General features: G+C 73.5%; 22 protein-coding genes. 4 read left to right on the forward strand and 18 right to left on the reverse strand.

Annotated elements, in window-relative coordinates; translation table 11 throughout:
- Positions 1 to 20: 20 nt before the first annotated feature.
- The 15 genes from ABZ193_RS04620 to ABZ193_RS04690 form a co-directional block, all read right to left on the reverse strand.
- Positions 21 to 206, reverse strand: a complete 186-nt coding sequence (locus ABZ193_RS04620; protein WP_020418946.1) for a CsbD family protein — start codon at positions 204 to 206, stop codon at positions 21 to 23.
- A 50-nt stretch (positions 207 to 256) separates the two neighbouring features.
- Positions 257 to 1,285: a hypothetical protein gene (locus tag ABZ193_RS04625; protein WP_354708913.1), complete on the reverse strand. Its 1,029-nt coding sequence runs from the start codon at positions 1,283 to 1,285 to the stop codon at positions 257 to 259.
- A gap of 220 nt (positions 1,286 to 1,505) precedes the next feature.
- Entirely contained in the window at positions 1,506 to 2,435 is a 930-nt protein-coding gene (ligD, locus tag ABZ193_RS04630; protein WP_020418948.1) for a non-homologous end-joining DNA ligase, read from the reverse strand.
- A gap of 67 nt (positions 2,436 to 2,502) precedes the next feature.
- Positions 2,503 to 3,882 (reverse strand): MFS transporter, encoded by a 1,380-nt coding sequence (locus ABZ193_RS04635; RefSeq protein WP_354708914.1) that lies wholly within the window; start codon positions 3,880 to 3,882, stop codon positions 2,503 to 2,505.
- Complete coding sequence (locus tag ABZ193_RS04640) at positions 3,879 to 4,466, reverse strand: dienelactone hydrolase family protein (protein WP_354708915.1); 588 nt, start codon at positions 4,464 to 4,466, stop codon at positions 3,879 to 3,881. Before ABZ193_RS04640 ends, ABZ193_RS04635 begins: the two co-directional genes overlap by 4 nt.
- 433 nt (positions 4,467 to 4,899) lie before the next feature.
- Positions 4,900 to 6,519, reverse strand: coding sequence for a thiamine pyrophosphate-binding protein (locus ABZ193_RS04645; protein ID WP_354708916.1), 1,620 nt, complete (start codon positions 6,517 to 6,519; stop codon positions 4,900 to 4,902).
- A 10-nt stretch (positions 6,520 to 6,529) separates the two neighbouring features.
- Positions 6,530 to 7,309 carry an SDR family oxidoreductase gene (locus ABZ193_RS04650; protein WP_354708917.1) on the reverse strand — a complete coding sequence of 260 codons (780 nt, stop codon included), beginning with the start codon at positions 7,307 to 7,309 and terminating at the stop codon, positions 6,530 to 6,532.
- A gap of 8 nt (positions 7,310 to 7,317) precedes the next feature.
- The gene (locus ABZ193_RS04655; protein WP_354708918.1) at positions 7,318 to 8,052 is read right to left on the reverse strand and encodes an SDR family oxidoreductase; all 735 of its coding nucleotides are present in this window, start codon (positions 8,050 to 8,052) and stop codon (positions 7,318 to 7,320) included.
- Positions 8,043 to 8,756 (reverse strand): alpha/beta hydrolase, encoded by a 714-nt coding sequence (locus ABZ193_RS04660; protein WP_354708919.1) that lies wholly within the window; start codon positions 8,754 to 8,756, stop codon positions 8,043 to 8,045. The genes ABZ193_RS04655 and ABZ193_RS04660 overlap by 10 nt, the downstream gene beginning before the upstream one ends.
- A complete protein-coding gene (locus ABZ193_RS04665; RefSeq protein WP_354708920.1) occupies positions 8,753 to 9,529 on the reverse strand; it encodes an aspartate dehydrogenase domain-containing protein in 777 nt (258 codons plus the stop codon). The genes ABZ193_RS04660 and ABZ193_RS04665 overlap by 4 nt, the downstream gene beginning before the upstream one ends.
- The gene (locus ABZ193_RS04670; RefSeq protein ID WP_354708922.1) at positions 9,526 to 10,449 is read right to left on the reverse strand and encodes a VOC family protein; all 924 of its coding nucleotides are present in this window, start codon (positions 10,447 to 10,449) and stop codon (positions 9,526 to 9,528) included. The genes ABZ193_RS04665 and ABZ193_RS04670 overlap by 4 nt, the downstream gene beginning before the upstream one ends.
- 17 nt (positions 10,450 to 10,466) lie before the next feature.
- Complete coding sequence (locus ABZ193_RS04675; protein ID WP_354708923.1) at positions 10,467 to 11,510, reverse strand: Rieske 2Fe-2S domain-containing protein; 1,044 nt, start codon at positions 11,508 to 11,510, stop codon at positions 10,467 to 10,469.
- A gap of 2 nt (positions 11,511 to 11,512) precedes the next feature.
- On the reverse strand, positions 11,513 to 11,698 hold the full coding sequence (locus ABZ193_RS04680) for a recombinase-like helix-turn-helix domain-containing protein (protein ID WP_020418958.1): 186 nt from the start codon (positions 11,696 to 11,698) through the stop codon (positions 11,513 to 11,515).
- A 4-nt stretch (positions 11,699 to 11,702) separates the two neighbouring features.
- Entirely contained in the window at positions 11,703 to 12,638 is a 936-nt protein-coding gene (locus ABZ193_RS04685; RefSeq protein WP_354708924.1) for a PDR/VanB family oxidoreductase, read from the reverse strand.
- Positions 12,639 to 12,642: 4 nt separating this feature from the next.
- Positions 12,643 to 13,152, reverse strand: coding sequence for a cupin domain-containing protein (locus ABZ193_RS04690; protein ID WP_354708925.1), 510 nt, complete (start codon positions 13,150 to 13,152; stop codon positions 12,643 to 12,645).
- A 183-nt stretch (positions 13,153 to 13,335) separates the two neighbouring features.
- Here ABZ193_RS04690 and ABZ193_RS04695 point away from each other — a divergent pair, with 183 nt between their 5' ends.
- The gene (locus ABZ193_RS04695) at positions 13,336 to 14,784 is read left to right on the forward strand and encodes an aldehyde dehydrogenase (protein WP_354708927.1); all 1,449 of its coding nucleotides are present in this window, start codon (positions 13,336 to 13,338) and stop codon (positions 14,782 to 14,784) included.
- Positions 14,785 to 14,812: 28 nt separating this feature from the next.
- On the opposite strand, the gene ABZ193_RS04700 is transcribed toward ABZ193_RS04695, so the two are convergent.
- The 3 genes from ABZ193_RS04700 to ABZ193_RS04710 form a co-directional block, all read right to left on the reverse strand.
- Positions 14,813 to 15,127: an integrase core domain-containing protein gene (locus ABZ193_RS04700; protein ID WP_354708929.1), complete on the reverse strand. Its 315-nt coding sequence runs from the start codon at positions 15,125 to 15,127 to the stop codon at positions 14,813 to 14,815.
- A gap of 108 nt (positions 15,128 to 15,235) precedes the next feature.
- The gene (locus tag ABZ193_RS04705; RefSeq protein ID WP_354708931.1) at positions 15,236 to 15,757 is read right to left on the reverse strand and encodes a hypothetical protein; all 522 of its coding nucleotides are present in this window, start codon (positions 15,755 to 15,757) and stop codon (positions 15,236 to 15,238) included.
- Between the two features lie 40 nt (positions 15,758 to 15,797).
- Complete coding sequence (locus ABZ193_RS04710; protein ID WP_237338618.1) at positions 15,798 to 16,358, reverse strand: MarR family transcriptional regulator; 561 nt, start codon at positions 16,356 to 16,358, stop codon at positions 15,798 to 15,800.
- Between the two features lie 64 nt (positions 16,359 to 16,422).
- Between ABZ193_RS04710 and ABZ193_RS04715 the strand changes: the two genes are divergently transcribed.
- Genes ABZ193_RS04715 through ABZ193_RS04725 form a run of 3 tightly spaced genes read left to right on the forward strand, consistent with a single transcriptional unit; the run spans position 16,423 to position 19,559 of the window.
- On the forward strand, positions 16,423 to 17,301 hold the full coding sequence (locus ABZ193_RS04715; RefSeq protein WP_354708932.1) for an NAD(P)H-binding protein: 879 nt from the start codon (positions 16,423 to 16,425) through the stop codon (positions 17,299 to 17,301).
- Entirely contained in the window at positions 17,298 to 17,882 is a 585-nt protein-coding gene (locus ABZ193_RS04720) for a CPBP family intramembrane glutamic endopeptidase (RefSeq protein WP_354708934.1), read from the forward strand. The genes ABZ193_RS04715 and ABZ193_RS04720 overlap by 4 nt, the downstream gene beginning before the upstream one ends.
- A gap of 9 nt (positions 17,883 to 17,891) precedes the next feature.
- Positions 17,892 to 19,559, forward strand: coding sequence for a protein kinase (locus ABZ193_RS04725; RefSeq protein ID WP_354708935.1), 1,668 nt, complete (start codon positions 17,892 to 17,894; stop codon positions 19,557 to 19,559).
- The last annotated feature ends 1 nt before the right edge of the window (position 19,560 follow it).

Consider the following 19,560-nt stretch of genomic DNA (forward strand, 5'->3'; position numbering starts at 1 on the left):
TGTGGCGGGTGCCACCGAGGTCAGCGGTCGAACACGTCCTTCGCCGCGTCCTTGACCTTCTCGCCCGCCTGCTTGACGTCGGCCTTGCCCTGGTCGCCCTTGCCCTCGGCTTCCCACTGCTCGTTGCCGGTGGCCTTGCCCAGGCCTTCCTTCGCCTTGCCCTTGAGCTCTTCGGCCTTGTTCTGGGCCTTGTCGTCGGTGCTCATCTCCGGTCCTTCCGGTCGGTGAGCGCTTGGATTACCCGGCCGGGCGATCCTTATTCGGCGTGCACCAGCGGAGTCAGGTGCGCGGCGAAGGCGGCGTCCTCGGGGGCCGAGTAGTCGGTGTCGTCGTTGCCCCGGCTGCCGGAGGGCACGAGGATGGTGGGCTGGCAGTCACTCCGGGAGGGGGCGCCGTCGACGGTGAACTCCGCGACCCGGCGGCCGGTGCGCGCCTCGAACACCGTGACCGCCCAGCGGCCCTGGTAGGTGACCAGGGAGGAGCCGTCCTCGTACTCGCACGTGCGGATCGCGGCCGGCTGGGCCTGGCCGATCAGGCGGCTGCACCCGACCAGCTGCACCTCGTCGGCGGGCGGCCAGTTCTCGTCCGTCTCCGCGAAACCCTGCAGGTACTCGGGGAAGCCGGAGCCCTCGTACACGGCCACGGCGTGCGGGCCGGGGCCGGTGTAGGCGGGCGCCTGGCCGAACGGCGCGCCGCCCGTGCACAGGCGGGCCAGGTCGGTGATCTCCCTCGGCTGCTCACCGAAGGCGAGTTCCAGCGCCAGCGGCACCGCGGTGAACCACACGACCACGGCCGACAGCGCCACGGACAGAGCGGCGATGGCGAGCCGGGGCGTTCGCGCGGGCGGGTACGGGCGCCCGGTCCGGGCGGTGCGCAGCAGTTCGGTGCGGGCCCACACGGTCCCGACCCGCCGCGAGCCGGTGTCCCAGACGAGTTCCGTCCCGTCGGCGGCGAGCCGCTCCCACCGCACGGCCACCGGCTCCTCGCCCTGCGGCCAGATCAGGAGGCCGCGCTCGGCGGAGGCGAACCAGCACCGGCCGCCGGGCACCGGGCCCCACCACGACCAGGCCGCCGTCGCCCACAGCAGCGCCGCGTAGCCGAGGACGACCCACCGCCAGGCCGGCGAGTCGTTGAGGACGAGGTAGAAGGCGGCGATCCCGGCCGGGACGACGCCGATGCCGGCGAGCATCGCGCCCGCGACCGGTTCCCGGAACGGCCGGTGCACGCGGACCAGCCGCCCCAGCCCGGCGGCCTCGGCACGCGCGGCCAGTGCCCGGTTGTTCATCCTGCGCCCCTCTCGCTCCCCAGATTTGTACCGGGTGCTGGGGGGTGGGCGTACCGCCTGTCCGGTTGCGGTCAGGCCCGGCTGGGGCGGCTGGTGGCGCGGCGGTGGTGGTGCGGCGTGGGCTGGTGCGGAGGCGTTCGCTTGTCCGGTTGCGGTCAGTCCGAGGCTGTCGCGGGCTTCCGCGCCGAACCGCCGCGAAGAACCCGCGTGCCGACCGCGGTCACTCCAGCCCGTCGCGGTCCGCCCACTCCAGCAGCGTCTCCAGCGAGTAGGCGGTGTCGTCGATGCCGGCGTGCAGGTCGCCGAGCTTCGCGAACCGGGCGGGGACCGTCGCGATCGTGCAGTCGCCCGGTTCGACGTCGTCCACCTCGTCCCACGCGATCGGCGTCGACACCGTCGCCTCGGGCACGCCCCGCACCGAGTACGCGCTCGCGATCGTGTGGTCGCGAGCGTTCTGGTTGTAGTCGACGAACACCAGCGCCGGGTCGCGGTCCTTGCGCCACCACGTCGTCGTCACGTCGTCGGGCGCGCGGCGCTCCACCTCACGCGCGAACGCCAGCGCCGCCCGCCGCACCTCGCTGAACCCCCACCGCGGCTCGATCCGCACGTAGATGTGCAGGCCGCTGCCGCCGGACGTCTTGGGCCACCCGGTCGCGCCCAGCTCGTCGAGCACCTCGTGCGCGACGTGCGCCACCCGCCGCACCCGCGCGAAGTCGGCCTCCGGGCCGGGGTCGAGGTCGATGCGCCACTCGTCGGGCTTCTCGGTGTCGGCGCGCCGCGAGTTCCACGGGTGGAACTCCACGGTGCTCATCTGCACCGCCCAGATCACGTGCGCCACCTCGGTCACGCACAACTCGTCGGCGTGCCGGTTGTAGCGCGGGAAGTGCACGCGCACCGTCTCCAGCCACGGCGGCGCCCCGGCCGGCACGCGTTTCTGGTGCACCTTGTCGCCGCTCACCCCGGACGGGAACCGGTGCAGCATGCACGGCCGCTCCCGCAGCGCGCGCACGATCCCGTCGCCGACGGACAGGTAGTACCGCGCCAGGTCCAGCTTCGTCTCGCCCCGCGCCGGGAAGTAGACCCGCTGCGGGTTCGAGATCCGCACCGTGTGGTTCCCGGCCTCCAGCTCCACCGCCTCGCCCTTGGCCATGGGCCGAACCTAGCGTGAAAACCGCGCCGCGGCGGGGTGCCGGGCGAACCCGGCACCCCATCGCCAGTCAGGGCGCGATCTCCTCCAGCGTGCGACCGCGGGTCTCCTCGGCGAACACCGCGGCCACGATCGCGCCGACCAGTGTGATCCCGCTGATCAGCAGGAACACCGAGCCCAGCGCGGTGCCGCCGGCGTAGACCGCGCCGACCAGGATCGGCCCGAGGATCAGGCCCAGCCGGTTCATCACGCCGCCGAGGCTGCAGCCCAGCGCGCGGCTGCGCGTCGGGTACAGCTCGGGCGTGTACAGGTACAGGCTGATGTTCACGGCGAAGTTGAACACGGCCGCCAGCGACGACCACACCAGCAGCTGCACCGGCGACCCGGCGCCGAGCGCGCCCAGCACCACCAGCATCGCGGTGGTCGCGCCGAGCCCGGCGGCCAGCACCACCCGGCGCCCGATCCGGTCGATCACCAGCGCCGCCAGCACGCAGCCGACCAGGCCGGCCGCCGAGGTCGCGGTGCTGTACCAGAGCGCCTGGCCCAGCGGCAGGTGGAACACGCCGCGGTAGATGGTCGGCAGCCACGACGTGATGCCGTAGTTGGCGAGGTAGCCGACGAACCAGATCGTCCACACCGTCAGCGTTCGGCGGCGGTAGCGGCCGGCGAACAGGTCGCGCAGGGCGTTGCCGCGCTGCTGCGGGGCGGTGACCGGAACCGCGGCGGCGGGCGCGGGCAGCGGCTCGCCGGTGGCGCGCTGGACCTTCGTCTCCATCGTCGCCATCGCCGCGGCGGCCTTGTCGTACTTCCCCCGGGAGGCGAGCCAGCGCGGCGACTCCGGCACCTTGCGCAGGATCACGAACGCCATCAGGCCGGGGACGGCGGCCAGCAGGTACAGCGAGCGCCAGCCCCACAGCGGGATCAGCCATGCCGCGACCAGCGCGCTCACCGCCAGGCCGGCGGGGAACACCACCTCGTAGAGCAGCACGAACCGGCCGCGCTTGTGGGCGCGGGTGATCTCGCTGATGTAGGCGGCCGCGGTCGGCACCTCACCGCCGATCGCGAGGCCCTGCACGAACCGCAGGACGAGGAACGGGGTGAGCGAGTCGCAGGCCGCCATGCCTGCGCTGCACAGTGCGCTGACCGCGACGCAGATCGCGATGACCCGGACCCGGCCGATCCGGTCGGCGGCCCAGCCGGAGACCAGCGCGCCGACCAGCATCCCGATCGAGCCGATGGTCAGCGCCGCGGTGCTGGTGGCCGCCGACAGGCCCCACTCGCGGGAGAGCACCGGCAGCGTGTAGGCGATCAGCAGCTGGTCGAACGCCTCGAAGAAGGTCACGATGCCGATCAGCAGGCGGACGCTGATCTGCCAGCGCGACATCGGCAGCCGTTCCAGCCGCGCGGCGATGTCACCCTGCGTCATTGCGGGTGTGGCGTCGATGCTCATTCGGTCTCCTCGTCGGGCAATAGTGTGCGGGCTGAATCGAGGAATCGCACTGCTTCGTCCCAGGCGTCGGCTTCGTCACCCAGGGACAGCCAGGACCCGCCCAGGTTCGCGGCGAGCACCGGCAGCTCGGGGAGGTCCGGCCAGGGCCCCTCGCGCGGGCCGACGCCGGCGGCGGGCAGCCCGTGCGCGGCGGCGGCCCAGGCGGCGAGGTGGGCGCCCTGGCCGAGCCCGATGAAGGCGCTCGCCGGAACCCCCGCCCGGCGGCTCAGGTGGTCCAGCGCGCCGGCCACGTCGGCGGCGAGGTCGTCGGGCTCGAGGGCGGCGAAGTTGCCGCGCGGGAAGACCCGCCCGCCGGTGTCGTAGTAAAACAGCGGCGCGACGGCGAGGTAGCCGCACTCGGCGAGCACTCGGCAGGCGTCCTCGGCTTCGGCGGTGAGCCCACGCTCGTCGTGCAGGACGACGACGGCGGCGCGCACGTCCGCGGCGGGGTAGCGCACGAGCAGGGGAGCCGCGGTCTTGAGGACGCGACGGCGCCGGTTGGCAGGGGCGTGTCCGTGGTGGTGGCTGGTCGCCGGGACGGTCATGGGCGCTCCAGGGCTGGGACCGGGAGTGGGGTTGCGGCCGGGGGGCAGGGGACCGGGCCGGGGGCTGCGGGCCGCGCCCCGTCGGGGTGGGGTTCGGTGGTGGCCTCGCGTGGGGCTCGGTCGCGGGTCGTGGGTGGTGGGGTGTGCCGTGCGCGGGTGGGGGTGGGGACAGGGCGCTTGGTGGTGGCTTGGCGTGGGGCTGGGTCGGGGGTCGTGGGTGGTGCCGTGTGCCGTGCGCGGGTGGGGGCAGCGCCCTTGGCGATGACCCGGCGCGGGGGCGGTGAGGCCGCCGTCCCGGGGATGCGAGTGCGGTCGGGGGCGCGGCCGGCCGGCGCGGGGCCGTGCCGCGGGCCGCCGTCGGCGGGGGTGGAGCGCGTGGCCGCGGGGGCATTCCGCTCGATTGGTCGCCTCGGCGGCCCCATCGGGACGGTCATCAGTCCTCCCGGGGGACGGGCACCGGCGGGACGAACGGGCGCGGCGCCGGGTCCAGCGCGGTCACGTCGACCTCGATCACGGACGGGCCGTGCTGCGCGACCGCCTTCTCCAGCGCCTCCGCGAACAGCGACGGCTTGCTCACCAGCTGGTACGGCAGGTCCAGCGACTGCGCCAGCCGCGAGAAGTCCGGCGTGTACAGGTCCACCCCGGCCCGCGCACCGCCGTGGTGGTCCTGCATGTTCCGCAGCACCCCGTACCCGCCGTCGTTGAAGACCACCAGCACCAGCCACGGCTTCTCCTGCGTCAGCGTGCCCAGCTCGCCCAAGTGCACGGCCAGCCCGCCGTCGCCCACCATCACCAGCGTCGGTGCGTCGCGGCCGGACAGCGCCGCCCCGATGCCCGTCGCCAGGCCCTGCCCGATCCCGCCGCCGACCGGGAACAGGTTGGTCCGCGGGTCGAAGATGTCCAGCAGCCGGTTGCCCCACTGGCTGGACGGGATCGTCACGTCCCGGGCGATCACCGACTCCCGCGGCAACCCCGCGCGCATCGCGTCGCAGATCTCTCCGTACGGGCCGATCGCCTCGCGCAGCCGCGACCGCACGGCGGACCGCGTCGCCACCGCCCGCGCCCGCCACTCCGGATCGCCGGACCCGCCCTGCAGCCGCCGGAGCACCACCGCGGCCTCCCCGGCGATCCCGACCGTCGCCGGGTGCACCCGGCCCAGGGCGGCGGGGTCGACGTCGATCTGGATGTGCCGCGCGGGCAGCGCCAGGTGGTAGTGCTTGGTCTCGTTGGACCGGAAGTGCGTCCCGACCGAGATCAGTAGATCCGCCCCGGCCAGCAGGTCCTCCGCGGCAGTGGCGAAGTTGCCGACCACCAGCGGGTGGTCCTCGGGCAGCGTGCCCCGCCCGGAGTTGCTCGTGAACACCGGCGCCTGCAGCCGCTCGGCCAGCTCCCGCACCTCGTCCCGCGCGTCCACCGCGCCGCCGCCGGCCCAGATCACCGGGCGCCGCGCCGAGGCGATCAACTCGGCGGCCCGGGCCAGCGCGTCCTCGTCCGGCGGCGGCACCGGCGCCGGCACCTCCGGAGCACGAGCCACCACGTCGTGCCGCGCGTATTGCAGATCGATCGGCCACTCCACACTGGACGGTCCACACGGGAGGGACACCGCCGCCCGCACCGCCCGCCGCAGCACGTCCTCCGCCGCGGCCACCGAAGAAATGGTCGCGGCGTGTTTGGACACCGCGGTGAGCATGCCCAGCTGGTCGCGGGTCTCGTGGATGACCCCGCGCCCCTGCCCGAGGTAGGGCGAGTCGATCTGCCCGGTCACGTGCAGCACCCGGCTGCCCGCGGTCAGCGCCTCCACGAGCGACCCGGCCGCGTTGCCCGCGCCGGTGCCGGTGCTGGTGATCGCGACCCCGAGCCCGCCGCGGGCTCGGGCGTACCCGTCGGCCGCGTTGACCGCCGCCGCCTCGTGCCGGACCGGCACGAACCGCAGCCGCGCCGCGATCGCCTCCACCAGCGGCAGGTTGTGGACGCTCACGATGCCGAACGCGGTGTCGACGCCGTTGTCGATCAGGATCTGGGCGAGCAGGTCCCCGCCGTTGCCGTGTGTCACGAGTGTCTCCTCAGACGTATCGGGCGACGCCGCCACCGACGTCGAGGGCGGAACCGGTCACGTACGAAGCGCGTGGCGACAGCAGCGCCACGATCGGGAAGGCGACCTCCTCGGCGGTGCCGAGCCGGCCGAGCGGGATGCCCCGGTCCGCGGCGAGCTCCGACGTCCACTCCGCCCAGGACAGCTCGGTGCCAGACTGCTCGTACCGGCGCCGCCACTGACCGGTGTCCACCAGGCCGAGGCACACCGAGTTGACCCGCACCTCCGGCGCCAGCTCGGCGGCCAGCGTCTTGGACAGGTTCAGCAGCGCCGCCCGCGCCGCCGACGTCGCGGCGAGCTTCGGCTCGGGCTGGCGGGACAGGATCGCGTTGACGTTGACCACCGCCGCGCCCGGCCGCAGCCACGGCTGCGCGGCGCGGACGACGTGCAGCACCGAGAAGATCTTCAGGTGCAGCTCGTCGCGCCACTGCTCGTCGCTGGTCTCGGCCAGCCGCGCCATCAGCGAGCGCCCGGCGTTGTTGACCACGCCGTCCAGCCCGCCGAACTCCTCGCCGGCGCCGGTGACGAACCGGCGCACGTCGCCGGCGTCGAGGACGTCGCACGCCGCGGTGTGCAGCCGGGCGCCGGCCGCGCGGGGCAGGTCGGCGAGTGCCTTCTCCAGCCGCACGCCGTCCCGCGCGCACGCGGCGACGTGCGCGCCCTCGGCGAGCAGCATCGCGGCGGTCGCCAGCCCGACACCGGAACTGGCGCCGGTCACCACGACCGCCCGCCCGGAAAGTCCCAGGTCCATGAAAACTCCTAGTGGCAGACGAATCCGCCGTCGACGACCAACGTTTGCCCGGTGATGAACGAGGCGGCGTCGGAGAGCAGGAACTCCACCGCGCCCACCACGTCACCCGGTTGCTGCGCCCGGGTCAGCGCCCGCCCGTTCGCGTAGAGCTGGTGCCGTTCGCGCGGCACGCGCTCGGTCGCCTCGACCTCGGTCAGGCCGGGCGCGACCGCGTTCACCGTCACCCCGTCCCGCCCGGCGTCGCGGGCCATCGCGCGGGTCATCGCGATCACCGCGCCCTTCGAGGACACGTAGTGCACCAGGCGCGGCGGCCCGAACAGCGCGACGTCGGAGGCGATGTTCACGATGCGCCCGCCGGTGGCCGCGAGCTGCGGGTACAGGGCCCGGGCGACCAGCCACGGGCCGCGCGCGTTGACCGTCATCAGCCGGTCCCACGCCTCCACCTCCAGGTCGGCGAAGTGCTTGCCGCCCACGCCGTCGGCCATCGCCGCGTTGTTGACCAGACCGTGCAGGGGCCCGATCTTCGCCACCTGTTCCGCCAGCCCTGCCACCGAATCGGGATCGGCGACGTCGGTGTCGATCCGGTGCACGGTCCGCCCGCGCTCTTCGAGCTGCGCCACCCCGCGGGCGGCGCGCTCCGGGTCGTGTTCGGCGACCACGACCTGCGCCCCGGACGCGCCGAGGGCGTCGGCGATCGCCCAGCCGAGCCCGCGCCCGGCGCCGGTCACCACGATCAGGCGCATCGCGCGGCCTCCACTTCGGACAGGAACTCCAGCAGGACCTCGTTGAACTCGCCGGGGCACTCCTGGTTGGCCGCGTGCCCGCCGCCGATCACCCGTAGCCGCGCTCCGGGGATCTCCCGCGCCAGCAGCCGGCTCTCCTTGACGCCGGTGACCTGGTCGTCCGCGCCCACGACCACCAGCGTCGGCACGCTGATCCGGCCCAGCAGCGGACCGTGGTCGGTGGTGGCCATCGACTCCGCGGCCGCGCGGTACCCGGCCAGGCGCACCTGGGCCATCGTCGCCTCGACCTTGGCGCGGGTCGCCGGATCGGAGCTCAGGCGCGGCGCCCGCCGTCGCGCGAACTCCGCGGCACCCACCTCGGCCAGCTCGTCCACCCGCGCCCGCATCCGGGCCGCGGCCTCCGCGCTGGTGCCGGAGCCGCGCGTGGAGTCGGCCAGGGTCAGCGACAGCACGGGGTGCTCCAGCGCGAGCCGGGTCGCGATCACCCCGCCCCACGACACCCCCACCACGTGGGCGGGTTCGTCGAAGATCCGCGCAGCCTGCTCGGCGTACCAGGCGATGTCGGCGCGTTCCGGGTCCGGCGACTCTCCGTACCCGGGCGCGTCCCAGGCCACCACCCGGTGCCGCTCCGCCAGGACGTCCACTTGCGACTCGAAGGACGCGCTGGACCCGCCGATGCCGTGCAGCAGCAACACGGGGGTCACCGGAACACCACCCGCGGCTCCGCCAGCGCGGCGATCGCGGCGAGCACCGCGTGCGGCACGACCTCGCTGCTCGTCGGCGTCCGCGGCGAGGGCCGGTTGCGGATCTCGAACCGGTACGACCCGGCCGGCCCGTCGGCGGTGATGACGTGCGAGGTCAGCTCGGCGGCCGGATCGGCGATCACCGCCGCCTCGACCACGTCCCAGTCGCCCACGGCCAGCGCCACCGAGGCAGCCACGTTCGCCGACTTCGGGAACGCCGCCGTCACCTCGCGTGCCGGGCCGCGCATCAGCTCGACCGGCTCGGCGGTGGTCCGCAGCCGCGCGGCCTCCTCGTCGGACATCCACGGCTGCACCAGGTTCGCGGCGAGTTTCGTGGTCTCGATGGTGACCCGGGACAGCGGCGCCATCCGGGCCGCCGCCCGCAGCAGGTCCAGCCCGCCGATCGCGCCGGTCGACAGGTGCAGCTCACCGGGGCCCGCGGACAGCAGCTTGTCCAGCAGGGCGTCGTCGGCCAGCGCGCCGACCGACACGACCAGCAGGTCCCGCCCGGCGGCCAGCACCTGCGGTCCGACCTCCGCCAGTGCCCGCTGCCCGGCCGCCTCGACGATCAGGTCCGAAGTGGACAGCAGCTCGTCCAGCGACACCAGCGGCAGGTCCGCCGCACCCGCCGGGTCCACGACACCGGACAGCGTCGCACCCGGCACGGTTCCGTCGCGCAGGGCGCGGGCGACCACGCCGCCGATCGAGCCCGCGCCGATCACCCCGGCCCTCATCCCCGCCACCAAGCCGTGCAACCGGGGTCGGGCACGCCCGCCATGTGGGTGCGGACGTCCTTCGACGGCGGGCCCGCGGTGCCCCACAGGTCGGACAGCTCGGGCGTGCGCCGCCACACCCGGCACAGCCACGCGTCCTCCACGACCTGCTCGACCTCGGACGTGTACTCGCACACCAGCCCGGCCGGGTCGGCGAAGTAGCCGAACGTGTTGCTGCCCGGCCCGTGCCGCCCCGGACCCCACAGCGGGGTGATCCCGTTGTGCCGCAGCCGCCCGATGCCACGCATGAAGTGGTCGATCGAGGCCATCTCGTAGGCGACGTGGTTGACCGACGCGAACGGCGCCTGGTTGAACGCGATCACGTGGTGGTCGGCGTTGCAGCGCAGGAACGCCATCTGGTGCTCCGACCAGTCGGAGATCCGCATGCCGAGCACACGGGTGTAGAACTCGCACGCCGCGTCGATGTCGGCGGTGTTGAGCACGACGTGCGCCAGCTTCCGCGGCACCGCCGGGTGGCCGTCCGGATCGTCCGGGGTCACGGCGAACACGTCCGCGGACAACTCGATCAGCCGTCCCTCCGGATCGGCGAAGCGCAGCCCGTAGCCGCCGCCGACCTGGTCCAGCTTGCCGGGCTCGGTGACCAACGGGATGCCCTGCGCGACCAGGCGCGTCGCGGCCTCGTCGATCTCGCGTGGCGTGGCGACCGCGAAGGCCACCTTGCCGAGCGCGTTGCGCTCCGCCTGCTGCAACTGCAGCACGTGGTGCTCGCTGCTGGTGCCGCGCAGCCACACCGCGCCGGTGTCCTGCTCGACCTGCCGCAGGCCCCACACCTCGCGGTAGAACTCGCCCGCGTCGGCGCACGCGATGGAGCGCAGGGTCACCGACCGCAGCGCCCGCAACCGGACGACGGGTTCGGACATGGTGTCCTCCAAGGGGTTCAGGCGACCGGGACCGGCGCTGCGGTCGCGGGCTCGGTCAGGCGGGCCGCCTGTTTCGCGGCCTCCGCCTTCAGCAGGCGGCGCATCCGGACGAGCGCGATGTCGTGCTGGTAGAGGTTCTCCCGGTCCCAGGCGTCGGCGGGCATCGCCTCGGCCATCTCGCGGTCCTGCTCCAGCACGGCGTAGTGCCGGGCCTCCAGCCGGTTGCGGTAGAGGAAGCGCCAGCTGTCCCGCTCCCAACCGGACACCTTGCGGCAGCGCCAGAAGAACCCGGCGTGCCGGTTCGCCGAGATCGCGCACAGCCCGGCGACGATCGTGAACGGCCCGCCCGGGCCTGCGGTGTCCGGGTACGGGATGTCGAGGGTGACCCAGTCCGCGCCGCCGTGGGTCAGCTCGACCCAGTCGAAGTTCACGCCGCGCTGGTCGGTCTTCTCGAACACGAAACCGTTGTCGGTCGCGCGGATCTGGAAGACCGCCTCGCGCTTGCCCGCGAACATCGTGTGGCTGTTGCGGTGCAGGAACGCGCCGTGCATCGGGTCGAGCAGGTTGTCCAGCGAGTACAGGTAGGGCGCGTCCCACTCGACGTAGCAGAGGAACTCCGACCACTCTCCGCCCGCGATCGGCTCCGGCACCTCCAGCGGAGCCGGTGGCGCCGACTCGTCGAGCCCGAACCAGGCGAAGACCGCCCCGGTGTGCTCCTCCGCCGGGAACGTCCGCAGCACGCGGCGGCCCTCCAGGGCGCAGCCCGGGCTGCCCGGCACGGACACCACCGTGCCCTCGGCGTCGACCTGCACGCCGTGGTAGTTGCAGGCCACCCGGTCGCCCATGTGCACGCCCTGCGACAGCCGGGCGGCGCGGTGCGGGCAGCGGTCTTCCTGAACGTGCACGACTCCGGCGGCGTCGCGCCACAGCAGCAGCTGCTCGCCCGCGCGCTCGATCCGGACCAGCTCACCGGGACGTACGTGCCCGGACGGGCACAGTGGGTACCAGCGGTCCCGCAGCCCGAACGCCAGCAGGCCCTCGGTGGTGTGCAAGGGGTTCACGTCTAGCTCTCCGTTCCGCTCAGGCGGGCCAGTTCGGCAGTGAACGACGACTCGGTCCAGTCCTCGCCGCCCGCGGGGCGCACCCCGGAGGAGTTGAGCGCGGCCACCACGCCGGGCAGGTCGTGCACGCCGCGGCCGTAGATCGCCTCGAGTTCGTCGCCGAACGCGTTCTCGTAGCTGGAAGGCATGTCCTCAGTCCTCCACGTCCAGGACGAGCTCGGCCGACCGGCTGCGCGACACGCAGATCAGCATCGTGCCGCCGGCCGCCTTCTCGTCGTCGCTCAGCAGGAAGTCGCGGTGCTCGGGTTCGCCGGCGAGCACCTTGGTCTCGCAGGTGCCGCACACCCCTTCCCGGCAGGAGTTGGGCACGGACACCCCGGCCCCGGCGAGAGCGTCCAAGATGGACACCCCGGCGGGAACCGGAACCCGGCGCCCCGACCCGCCGCACACCACGTCGAAGCCGTGGTCCGGCCCGGTGGTTTTGGGTTCCGGTGCGCGGAACCGCTCCACCCGCAGCATCGAGGCGTCCGGCAGCGCGGCCTCGACGGCGGCGATGAGCGGTTCCGGGCCGCAGCAGTAGACGAGCGTGCCCGGCCGGAGTTCAGCCAGCTCGGCCGCCAGGTCAGGCGGCCCGCCGCGCTCGTCGTCGGCGTGCACGCGCACCCGGTCCGCGGGCAGGTCGGCCAGGAAGGCCATGCTCGACCGGGATCGTCCACAGTAGAGCATGGACCAGTCGGAACCCCGCTGCTCCAGGTGGTTCGCCATCGCCAGCAGGGGAGTGATGCCGATGCCGCCCGCGATCAGCAGGTGCCGGGGCGCGTCTTCGAGGGCGAAGTTGTTGCGTGGCCCGTCGACCTCGACCAGCGTGCCCGGGGTGAGGCGCTCGTGCACCCAGGCGCTGCCGCCGCGGGAGGACGGCTCGCGCAGGACGGCCACGGTCCAGCTGTGCCCGTCCGCCGGGTCGCCGCACAGGGAGTACTCCCGGACCAGCCCGTTGGGCAGGTGCAGCGACAGGTGCGCGCCCGGCTCCCACGCCGGCAGGGCCGCCCCGGCGGGGTCGCGCAGCTCGACGCGCACGACCCCGTCGGCCAGCCAGGTGCTCTGGTGAACTCGTACCGTCCGGGGCATGGCTTCAGTCGCGGGTCACGCCGTGCATCGGCGAGGTCGGCGGGTAGGTCGGCAGCTGCGGCTTCTGCGTGCCGATGATCACGGCGAACAGGGCGTCGGTGTCGCCGATGTTGCGCAGGCTGCGCGGCACCCCGGCCGGGACGCGGATGAGGTCGCGGTAGCCCAGCACGCGGCTGGCGGTCTTGGTGCCGTCCTCGACGTCGTGCACGGTGACCTCGAGGGCGCCCTCCAGGACGAAGAAGACCTCCTCCACGTCGTGGTGGGTGTGCTCGGGGCCGATCGCGCCGGCGGGCAGCCGCATGTTGGAGAACGTGAAGTGCTCCGAGGGCAGGATGCGGTTGTCGGTGTCGTGGTTGCCGGTCGCGCCGGAGCCGATGTAGCGGACCTGCGCGCGGCGGAACTGCTCGCCCGCCTTGGCCTGGAAACCGAGCGTGTCCCAGTCCTCGTAGCGCGATTCGCGGGTGGCGATGCAGGAGTCGATCAGTTCTTCGAGGCCGGCTTGCGTCGTCGTCACGGGATCTCCTTGGATGTCTTAGCTCTAAGGGAACTTGGGAAGAGTTTGTAGCACCGTCGGCCGGGCGACGACAACCCTTAGCGCTAAGTTTTCTGCTGGGTGGTTTCGATGTGGTTAACGCCTTCCAATTAGCTTAGAGCTAAGTTATTCTGCCGAGCCTGGACGGCGTGTGGAGGTGGCTCGATGACAGTGCCCGCGGACGAGATCCTGGTGGCCGGGCGGTGGCGGCGGGGCGGTGGCGCACCGCTGGAATGCGTGGACCCGGCGACCGGTGAGACGGTCGCGGTCGTGCACGGCGCGTCCGCCCGGGACGTCGACGAGGCGGCCCGCGCGGCGTCAGTGGCCGAATGGGCGGAGTTGCTGCCGCACGAACGGGCGCGGGTACTGGCGCGGGTCGGCGACCTGATCGAGCGCGACGCGGAGTCGCTGGCCCTGCTGCAGACCCGCAACACCGGCAAGGCGCTGCGCGAGACGCGGGCGCTGGTGGCGAGCGCGGCCGCGACGTTCCGGTTCTACGCGGCGGCGCTGGAGACCATGGAGACCGCGCTGACCCCGCAACGCGGGCCGTGGCTCACCATGTCGGTGTATGAGCCGATCGGGGTGGTCGGCGCGATCACGCCGTGGAACTCGCCGATCGCCAGCGACGCGCAGAAGATCGCGCCCGCGCTCGCGGCGGGCAACGGCGTGCTGCTCAAACCGGCCGAGGCGACGCCGCTGGTGTCGCTGGCGCTGGCGCGGCTGGTGCTGGAGGCGGGGGTGCCGGCGCCGTTGCTGTCCGTGCTGCCGGGGCCGGGTTCGGTGGTGGGGGACGCGATCGTGCGGCATCCGCTGGTCGGCAAGGTCGCGTTCACCGGCGGCACGTCGACCGGGCGGGCGATCGGGCGGATCGCGGCGGAGAAGGTCATGCCGGTGACGATGGAGCTGGGCGGCAAGTCGCCGACGATCGTGTGCCCGGACGCGCCGGTGGAGCAGGCGGTGGCCGGGATTCTGTTCGGGATCTTCTCCTCCAGCGGGCAGAGCTGCATCGCCGGGTCGCGGATCTTCCTGCCGGCGTCGCGGTACGCCGAGTTCCGGGACCTGCTCGTCGCGGGGGCGTCCCGGTTGCGCATGGGGCCGGGCACGGCGGCGGACACGCAGGTGGCGCCGCTGGCGACGTTCGCGCACCGCGACCGGGTGGCCGCGCTGGTGGACCGCGCGCGCGAGGAGGGGGCGCGGGTGCTGTGCGGGGGAGAGGTGCCGTCCTCGGCGGGCGCCTACTACCCGCCGACGCTGCTGGAGGGGCTGCCGAATTCGTCGAAGACCTGCCAGGAGGAGATCTTCGGCCCGGTCGGGGTGCTGCTGCCCTACCGGGACGAGGAGGACCTGGTGGCGCAGGCGAACGACACGGTGTATGGCCTGGCGTGCGGCATCTGGACCGCCGACTACCGCCGCGCGTGGCGCCTGGCGCGGCGGATCGACGCCGGAACGGTGTGGATCAACACGTACAAGCAGTTCAGCATCTCGACGCCGTTCTCCGGCAGGAAGGAGAGCGGGCTGGGCGTGGACAAGGGCCGCGAGGGGATCCTCGGGTACCTGCGGCAGAAGAGCGTGTACTGGGGCCTCGACGAGGCGCCCCTGCCCTGGGCGGGCTAGGTGTTATGACCTGGCAGGTTGTGGAGGGTCAGTGCAGTCGGGTGATGGGTGGGTGGCCTGTCAGGGCGGAGTGTGGGCGTTCAGTGTTGTAGTGCTGGACCCAGGTGGGCAAGGTTGCCAGGCGGTGGGTGTTGGGGGTCCGGGGCTGGGCGTAGGCGAATTCGGTGAGCAGGGTGCGGTGGAAGCGTTCGGCTTTGCCGTTGGTCCAGGGGCAGCCGGGTTTGATGTAGCGGCGGCGCAGGCCGAGGGCGGTGCGGACCGCGGCCCAGCAGGTGCCTCGGCGGTAGGCCAGGGCGTTGTCGGTCAGGATTCGCAGCACGGTGATGCCGTTAGCGTGACCCATCGAGGACCTCCAGGGCTGGTAGTGGATGCGTCGCAACACCCACTCCGCCCGGAGGCCCTCCCCACAATCAACCCGGCACGCCGTCCACAACCTCACGAGTCACAACAGCTAGCGCCGCTTCCGCTCGTCCACCATGGCCTGGATCCGGGCGATCGCGGCGACCCGTCCGTCGCCTGCCTGCCCGGGTCCGGCCGGGTGGGGCAGCATCGGCTCGGGGCGGTGGCCGAGCAGCAACGGGTTCCCGATCATCTCCAGGCCGCCGCTGGCGCGGTAGTAGCGCTGCGCGAACCGCACGCCCTCCGGCCTGCCCTGCTCGTAGGCGTCGACGAACACGGCCTCGGTCCGGTCCTCGTCCAGGGTCAGGAAACCGTCCCAGGCCAGCGCGACGTGGCGGGGGACCGGGTCGGCCGCGGCGAGGTCCTGGCGGGCCAGCGCGACGCTGCCCTCGACGGTGAAGTACTCCTCGGAGTCGACGTAGCGCGTCGCGACCTTCTCGCCGTCAGGCATCACGGCGAGCACGAAGGGCACGAACCCGGACTCGGTCGTTTCCGCGTTTTCGACCGCGAAGTCGATCGCGTCGAACAGGGTCGCCGTGGCGTCGTTGCCGAGGTTCGGCACGGGGTCGGTCATCAGGCAGCCTTCCGGGGGGATGATCGTTTACCGGTCCGACTCACCGGCGGCCCGGACGGTTCCCCTCGGATTCGGCGCGGTCGGCCATCTCGGCCAGCCGGATCGAATGCTCCAGACGGCTGAGCAGCTGCGCCAGCTGCGTCCGCTCGGTCTTCGTCAGGCCCGCCAGCATCCGGTTCTCGTTGGCGAAGTGGACCTCCGCGACCTTGTCGGTCAGCGCGAGGCCCTCGTCGGTGAGTCCGATGTAGACGATGCGGCGGTCGGCGGCGTCGCGTTCGCGGTACACCAGGCCGGCGGCCTCCAGCTTGTCGACCCGCTGCGTGATACCGCCCGTGGTGAGGAGGTTCGCGTCCGCCAGCTCGCCCGCCGTCCGGCGGTACGGTGCGCCCACGCGCCGCAGCGCGGCCAGGATGCCGAACGCGGAGATGTTGACCCCGTACCGCCCGAACACCCGGTTGAGCTGCACGGTGTACCCGTCGAAGGCGCGGTGCAGCCGCCCGAACACCGCCAGCGGCGACGCGTCGATCTCCGGCGCCTCGCGGCGCCACTCGGCGAGCATCAGATCGACCGCGTCCGGCTGCGGCTTGTCGCGCTTCGGCATAGGATCCCCTCAAAACATTTCTACCGTAAGAATATCATCGCTAAGATAGCGTGGAGGACGGCCGATGCGGGTGGCTGTGGCGGGGGCGTCCGGGTTCGTGGGACGGCGGTTGTGCCCGGCGCTCGTCGAGGCCGGACACGACGTCGTCGCGATGACCCGGCGCCCGGACGACTACGCCGGGGCGGGCGAACCGGTCCACGGCGACGTGCACGACGCCGGTTCCCTTCGCGAAGCACTGGCCGGGGCCGATGCGGCCTACTACCTGGTGCACTCGCTGGGCGAGCCGGACTTCGAACGCCGCGACGCCCGTGCCGCGCGGAACTTCGCCCGCGCCGCCGCGGACGCCGGCCTGTCCCGGATCGCCTACCTCGGCGGGCTCGGCGACGACGCCGACGACCTGTCACCGCACTTGCGCAGCCGCCGCGAGGTGGAGGGCCTGCTGGGGGAGGCGGGCGTGCCGGTGACCGTGCTGCGCGCCGGGATCGTCATCGGCCACGGAGGGATCTCCTGGGAGATCACGCGCCAGCTGGTCGAGCACCTGCCCGCGATGGTCACCCCGCGGTGGGTCGGCACGCGCACCCAGCCGATCGCGCTGGCCGACGTCGTCCGCTACCTGGTCGCGCTGCTGGACGTGCCGCCGGGGCGGGTCTTCGAAGCAGGCGGCCCGGACGTCCTGGCCTACGGCGAGATGCTGAAGCGCGTCGCCGGGATCGAGGGCCGGTTCCGGGTCATCGTGCCGGTGCCGCTGCTGTCGCCGAGGCTGTCGTCGCTGTGGCTGTCGCTGGTCACCGACGTGGACGCCCGCACCGGCCGGTCGCTGGTCGATTCGATGATCAACGAGGTCGTGGTGCGGGACCACAGCCTGCGTGAGGTGGTGCCGTTCGAGCCGATGGGCTTCGACGCCGCGGTGGCGGCCGCGTTGCGGGAGCGGGCCGGGGCGTGAAGACCGCGCTGGGGCTGGTCACGGCGGCTGGGGCCGGGCTGCTGGGGTACTCCTTGACGCGGAAACCGGGTTCGCGGGAGTTCGTCCGCTCGACCGCGGCGGTGGCGGGGGTCTGGGCCGCCGGGAGCCTGCTCGACCGGACGCCCGCCGGCCGGGTCGGCGCCGGGCCGGTTGCTTGCGGCGTCGGCGCGTTCGCGGTGTTCCGCGCCGGTGCCGAGGTGGCCCGGCGGATCCCGGTGCTGCGGCGGGCGCTGCGGCGCGTGCTGCGCTACGCGACCGCGGGCAACGGCGGCGCCGTGCTGCTCACGACGCTGGCCAACGGCGCGGCCGAGGAGCTCTTCTTCCGCGGCCCGGTCTACAACGCGCTGGGCGCGACCGGGTCGACGGCCGTGTACGTCCTGACCACCACCGCCACCCGCAACCCCGCGCTGGTCGCGGCGTCCGCCGTGATGGGGACGGTGTTCGCGTGGCAGCGGCGGTCGGGCGGCGGGGTGCTGGCGCCGCTGGTGACGCACGTGGTGTGGTCGGCGTTGATGGTGTGGCGGCTGCCCGCTCTCGTCCCGGAGCAGGCCGGTCCGTAACCTGACCGGGTGACGACTACGGACGGACTGACCGTGGACGGCGCCGGCAACCTCCTCGCCGGGCGGTATCGGCTGGAGAGCCGTGTCGGGGCCGGCGGCACAGGCGTCGTCTGGCTGGCTCGTGACGAGCGTCTGGAGCGCCAGGTCGCAGTCAAGCAGCTGTGGCCAGGCCCGGCGCAGAGCGAGCAGGCGCGGCAGCGGATCCTGCGCGAAGGCCGCAACGCCGCCCGTCTGCGCCACCCCAACGTGGTCACCGTGCACGACGTCGCCGAGCACAACGGCCAGCCCGTGCTGGTGATGGAGTACGTGCCGTCCCGCAGCCTCGCCGAGGTCGTCGCCGAGCAGGGGCTGCTCACGCCGGAGGCCGTCGCGCGGATCGGGCTGCAGGCCGCCGGCGCGCTGGCCGCCGCCCACGCGGCCGGGATCGTGCACCGCGACGTCAAACCGGGCAACCTGCTCGTCGCCGACGACGGCACGGTCAAGATCGCGGACTTCGGCATCTCGCGCGCGACCGGCGACTCGGCGCTGACGCAGGGCGGCCTGGTCTCCGGGACGCCGATGTTCCTCGCGCCGGAGATCGCCCGCGGCGAGGAGCCGACGCCCGACTCCGACGTGTTCTCGCTGGGCGCCACGCTCTACGACGCGGTCGAGGGCGTGCCGCCCTTCGGGGACGACGAGAACCCGATCGCGTTGCTGCACCGCGTCGCCGCCGGGGAGGTGCCGGAACCGCGGTACGCGGGCCCGCTCGCCCCGGTGCTGATGGCGATGCTGCGGCCCGACCCCGCCCAGCGGCCCAGCACCGTGCAGGTGGTGACCGCGCTGCAGGCGGTCGCGGACGGGCAGCCGGTGCCGCCGCGCACGCTGAACCCGGCGCGGGCGCGGACGCAACCGGTGGTGACGCCGTCTTCGCTGACTGTGCCGGTGGCGCCGGTTGCCGGGCCGGGCGGTGCCGGGACGCGGGTGAACGCGCCGGTTGCCGCTGGCACGCGAGTGAACGCGCCGGTTGCCGCTGGGACGCGGCTGAACACTCCGGTGGCTGGGGCGGCCGGAGCCGGGACACGGCTGAACAAGCGGGTCGCCGGGCTCGTCGCGTCGAAGCGCCGGTTCCTGCTGCCCGTCGCGGGCGCGTTGCTCGCGGTGCTGGCGGTCGTCATCCTGTTCACGCAGCTCACGCCCGACCCACCGGCTCCGGCGCCGGCCCCGCCGCCCGCGGCGCTCGACGCCGCCGCGATCACCGGGGCGGTGCGCGAGTACTACGCGCTGCTGCCCGCCCGGCCGGACAACGCGTGGACCCGCCTCGGCCCGAAGATGCAGGCGCAGGGCCAGGACGCCTACCGCGCTCGCTGGGCGGGCATCACGGCCCTGACGGTCACCGCGCCACCCGCTGTAGTCGCCGACAACACCGTGTCGGTGACGATCGCGTACACCTTCGAGGACGGCCGTGTGGTCACCGAGACGCACCAGCTCGGGCTCATCCCGGCCGCCCCGGCCCCCCTGATCGACAGCGACGCCGTGCTGTCCAGCGAGACGAGCACGCCGCCGCCCCCGCCGCCACCGTCACCCACCCCGGCGCCCGCCGCCGAGCCCCCACGCGCCGGTGACGACCGGGGAGACCGCCACGACGACGACCGCGGCGACCACCGTCCCGGCCGCGGGCACGGCCGGGACCGCGACTGAC

It is taken from the genome of Amycolatopsis sp. NPDC006125 (genome assembly GCF_040614195.1).
GTDB classification, from domain to species: Bacteria; Actinomycetota; Actinomycetes; order Mycobacteriales; family Pseudonocardiaceae; genus Amycolatopsis_E; species Amycolatopsis_E tucumanensis.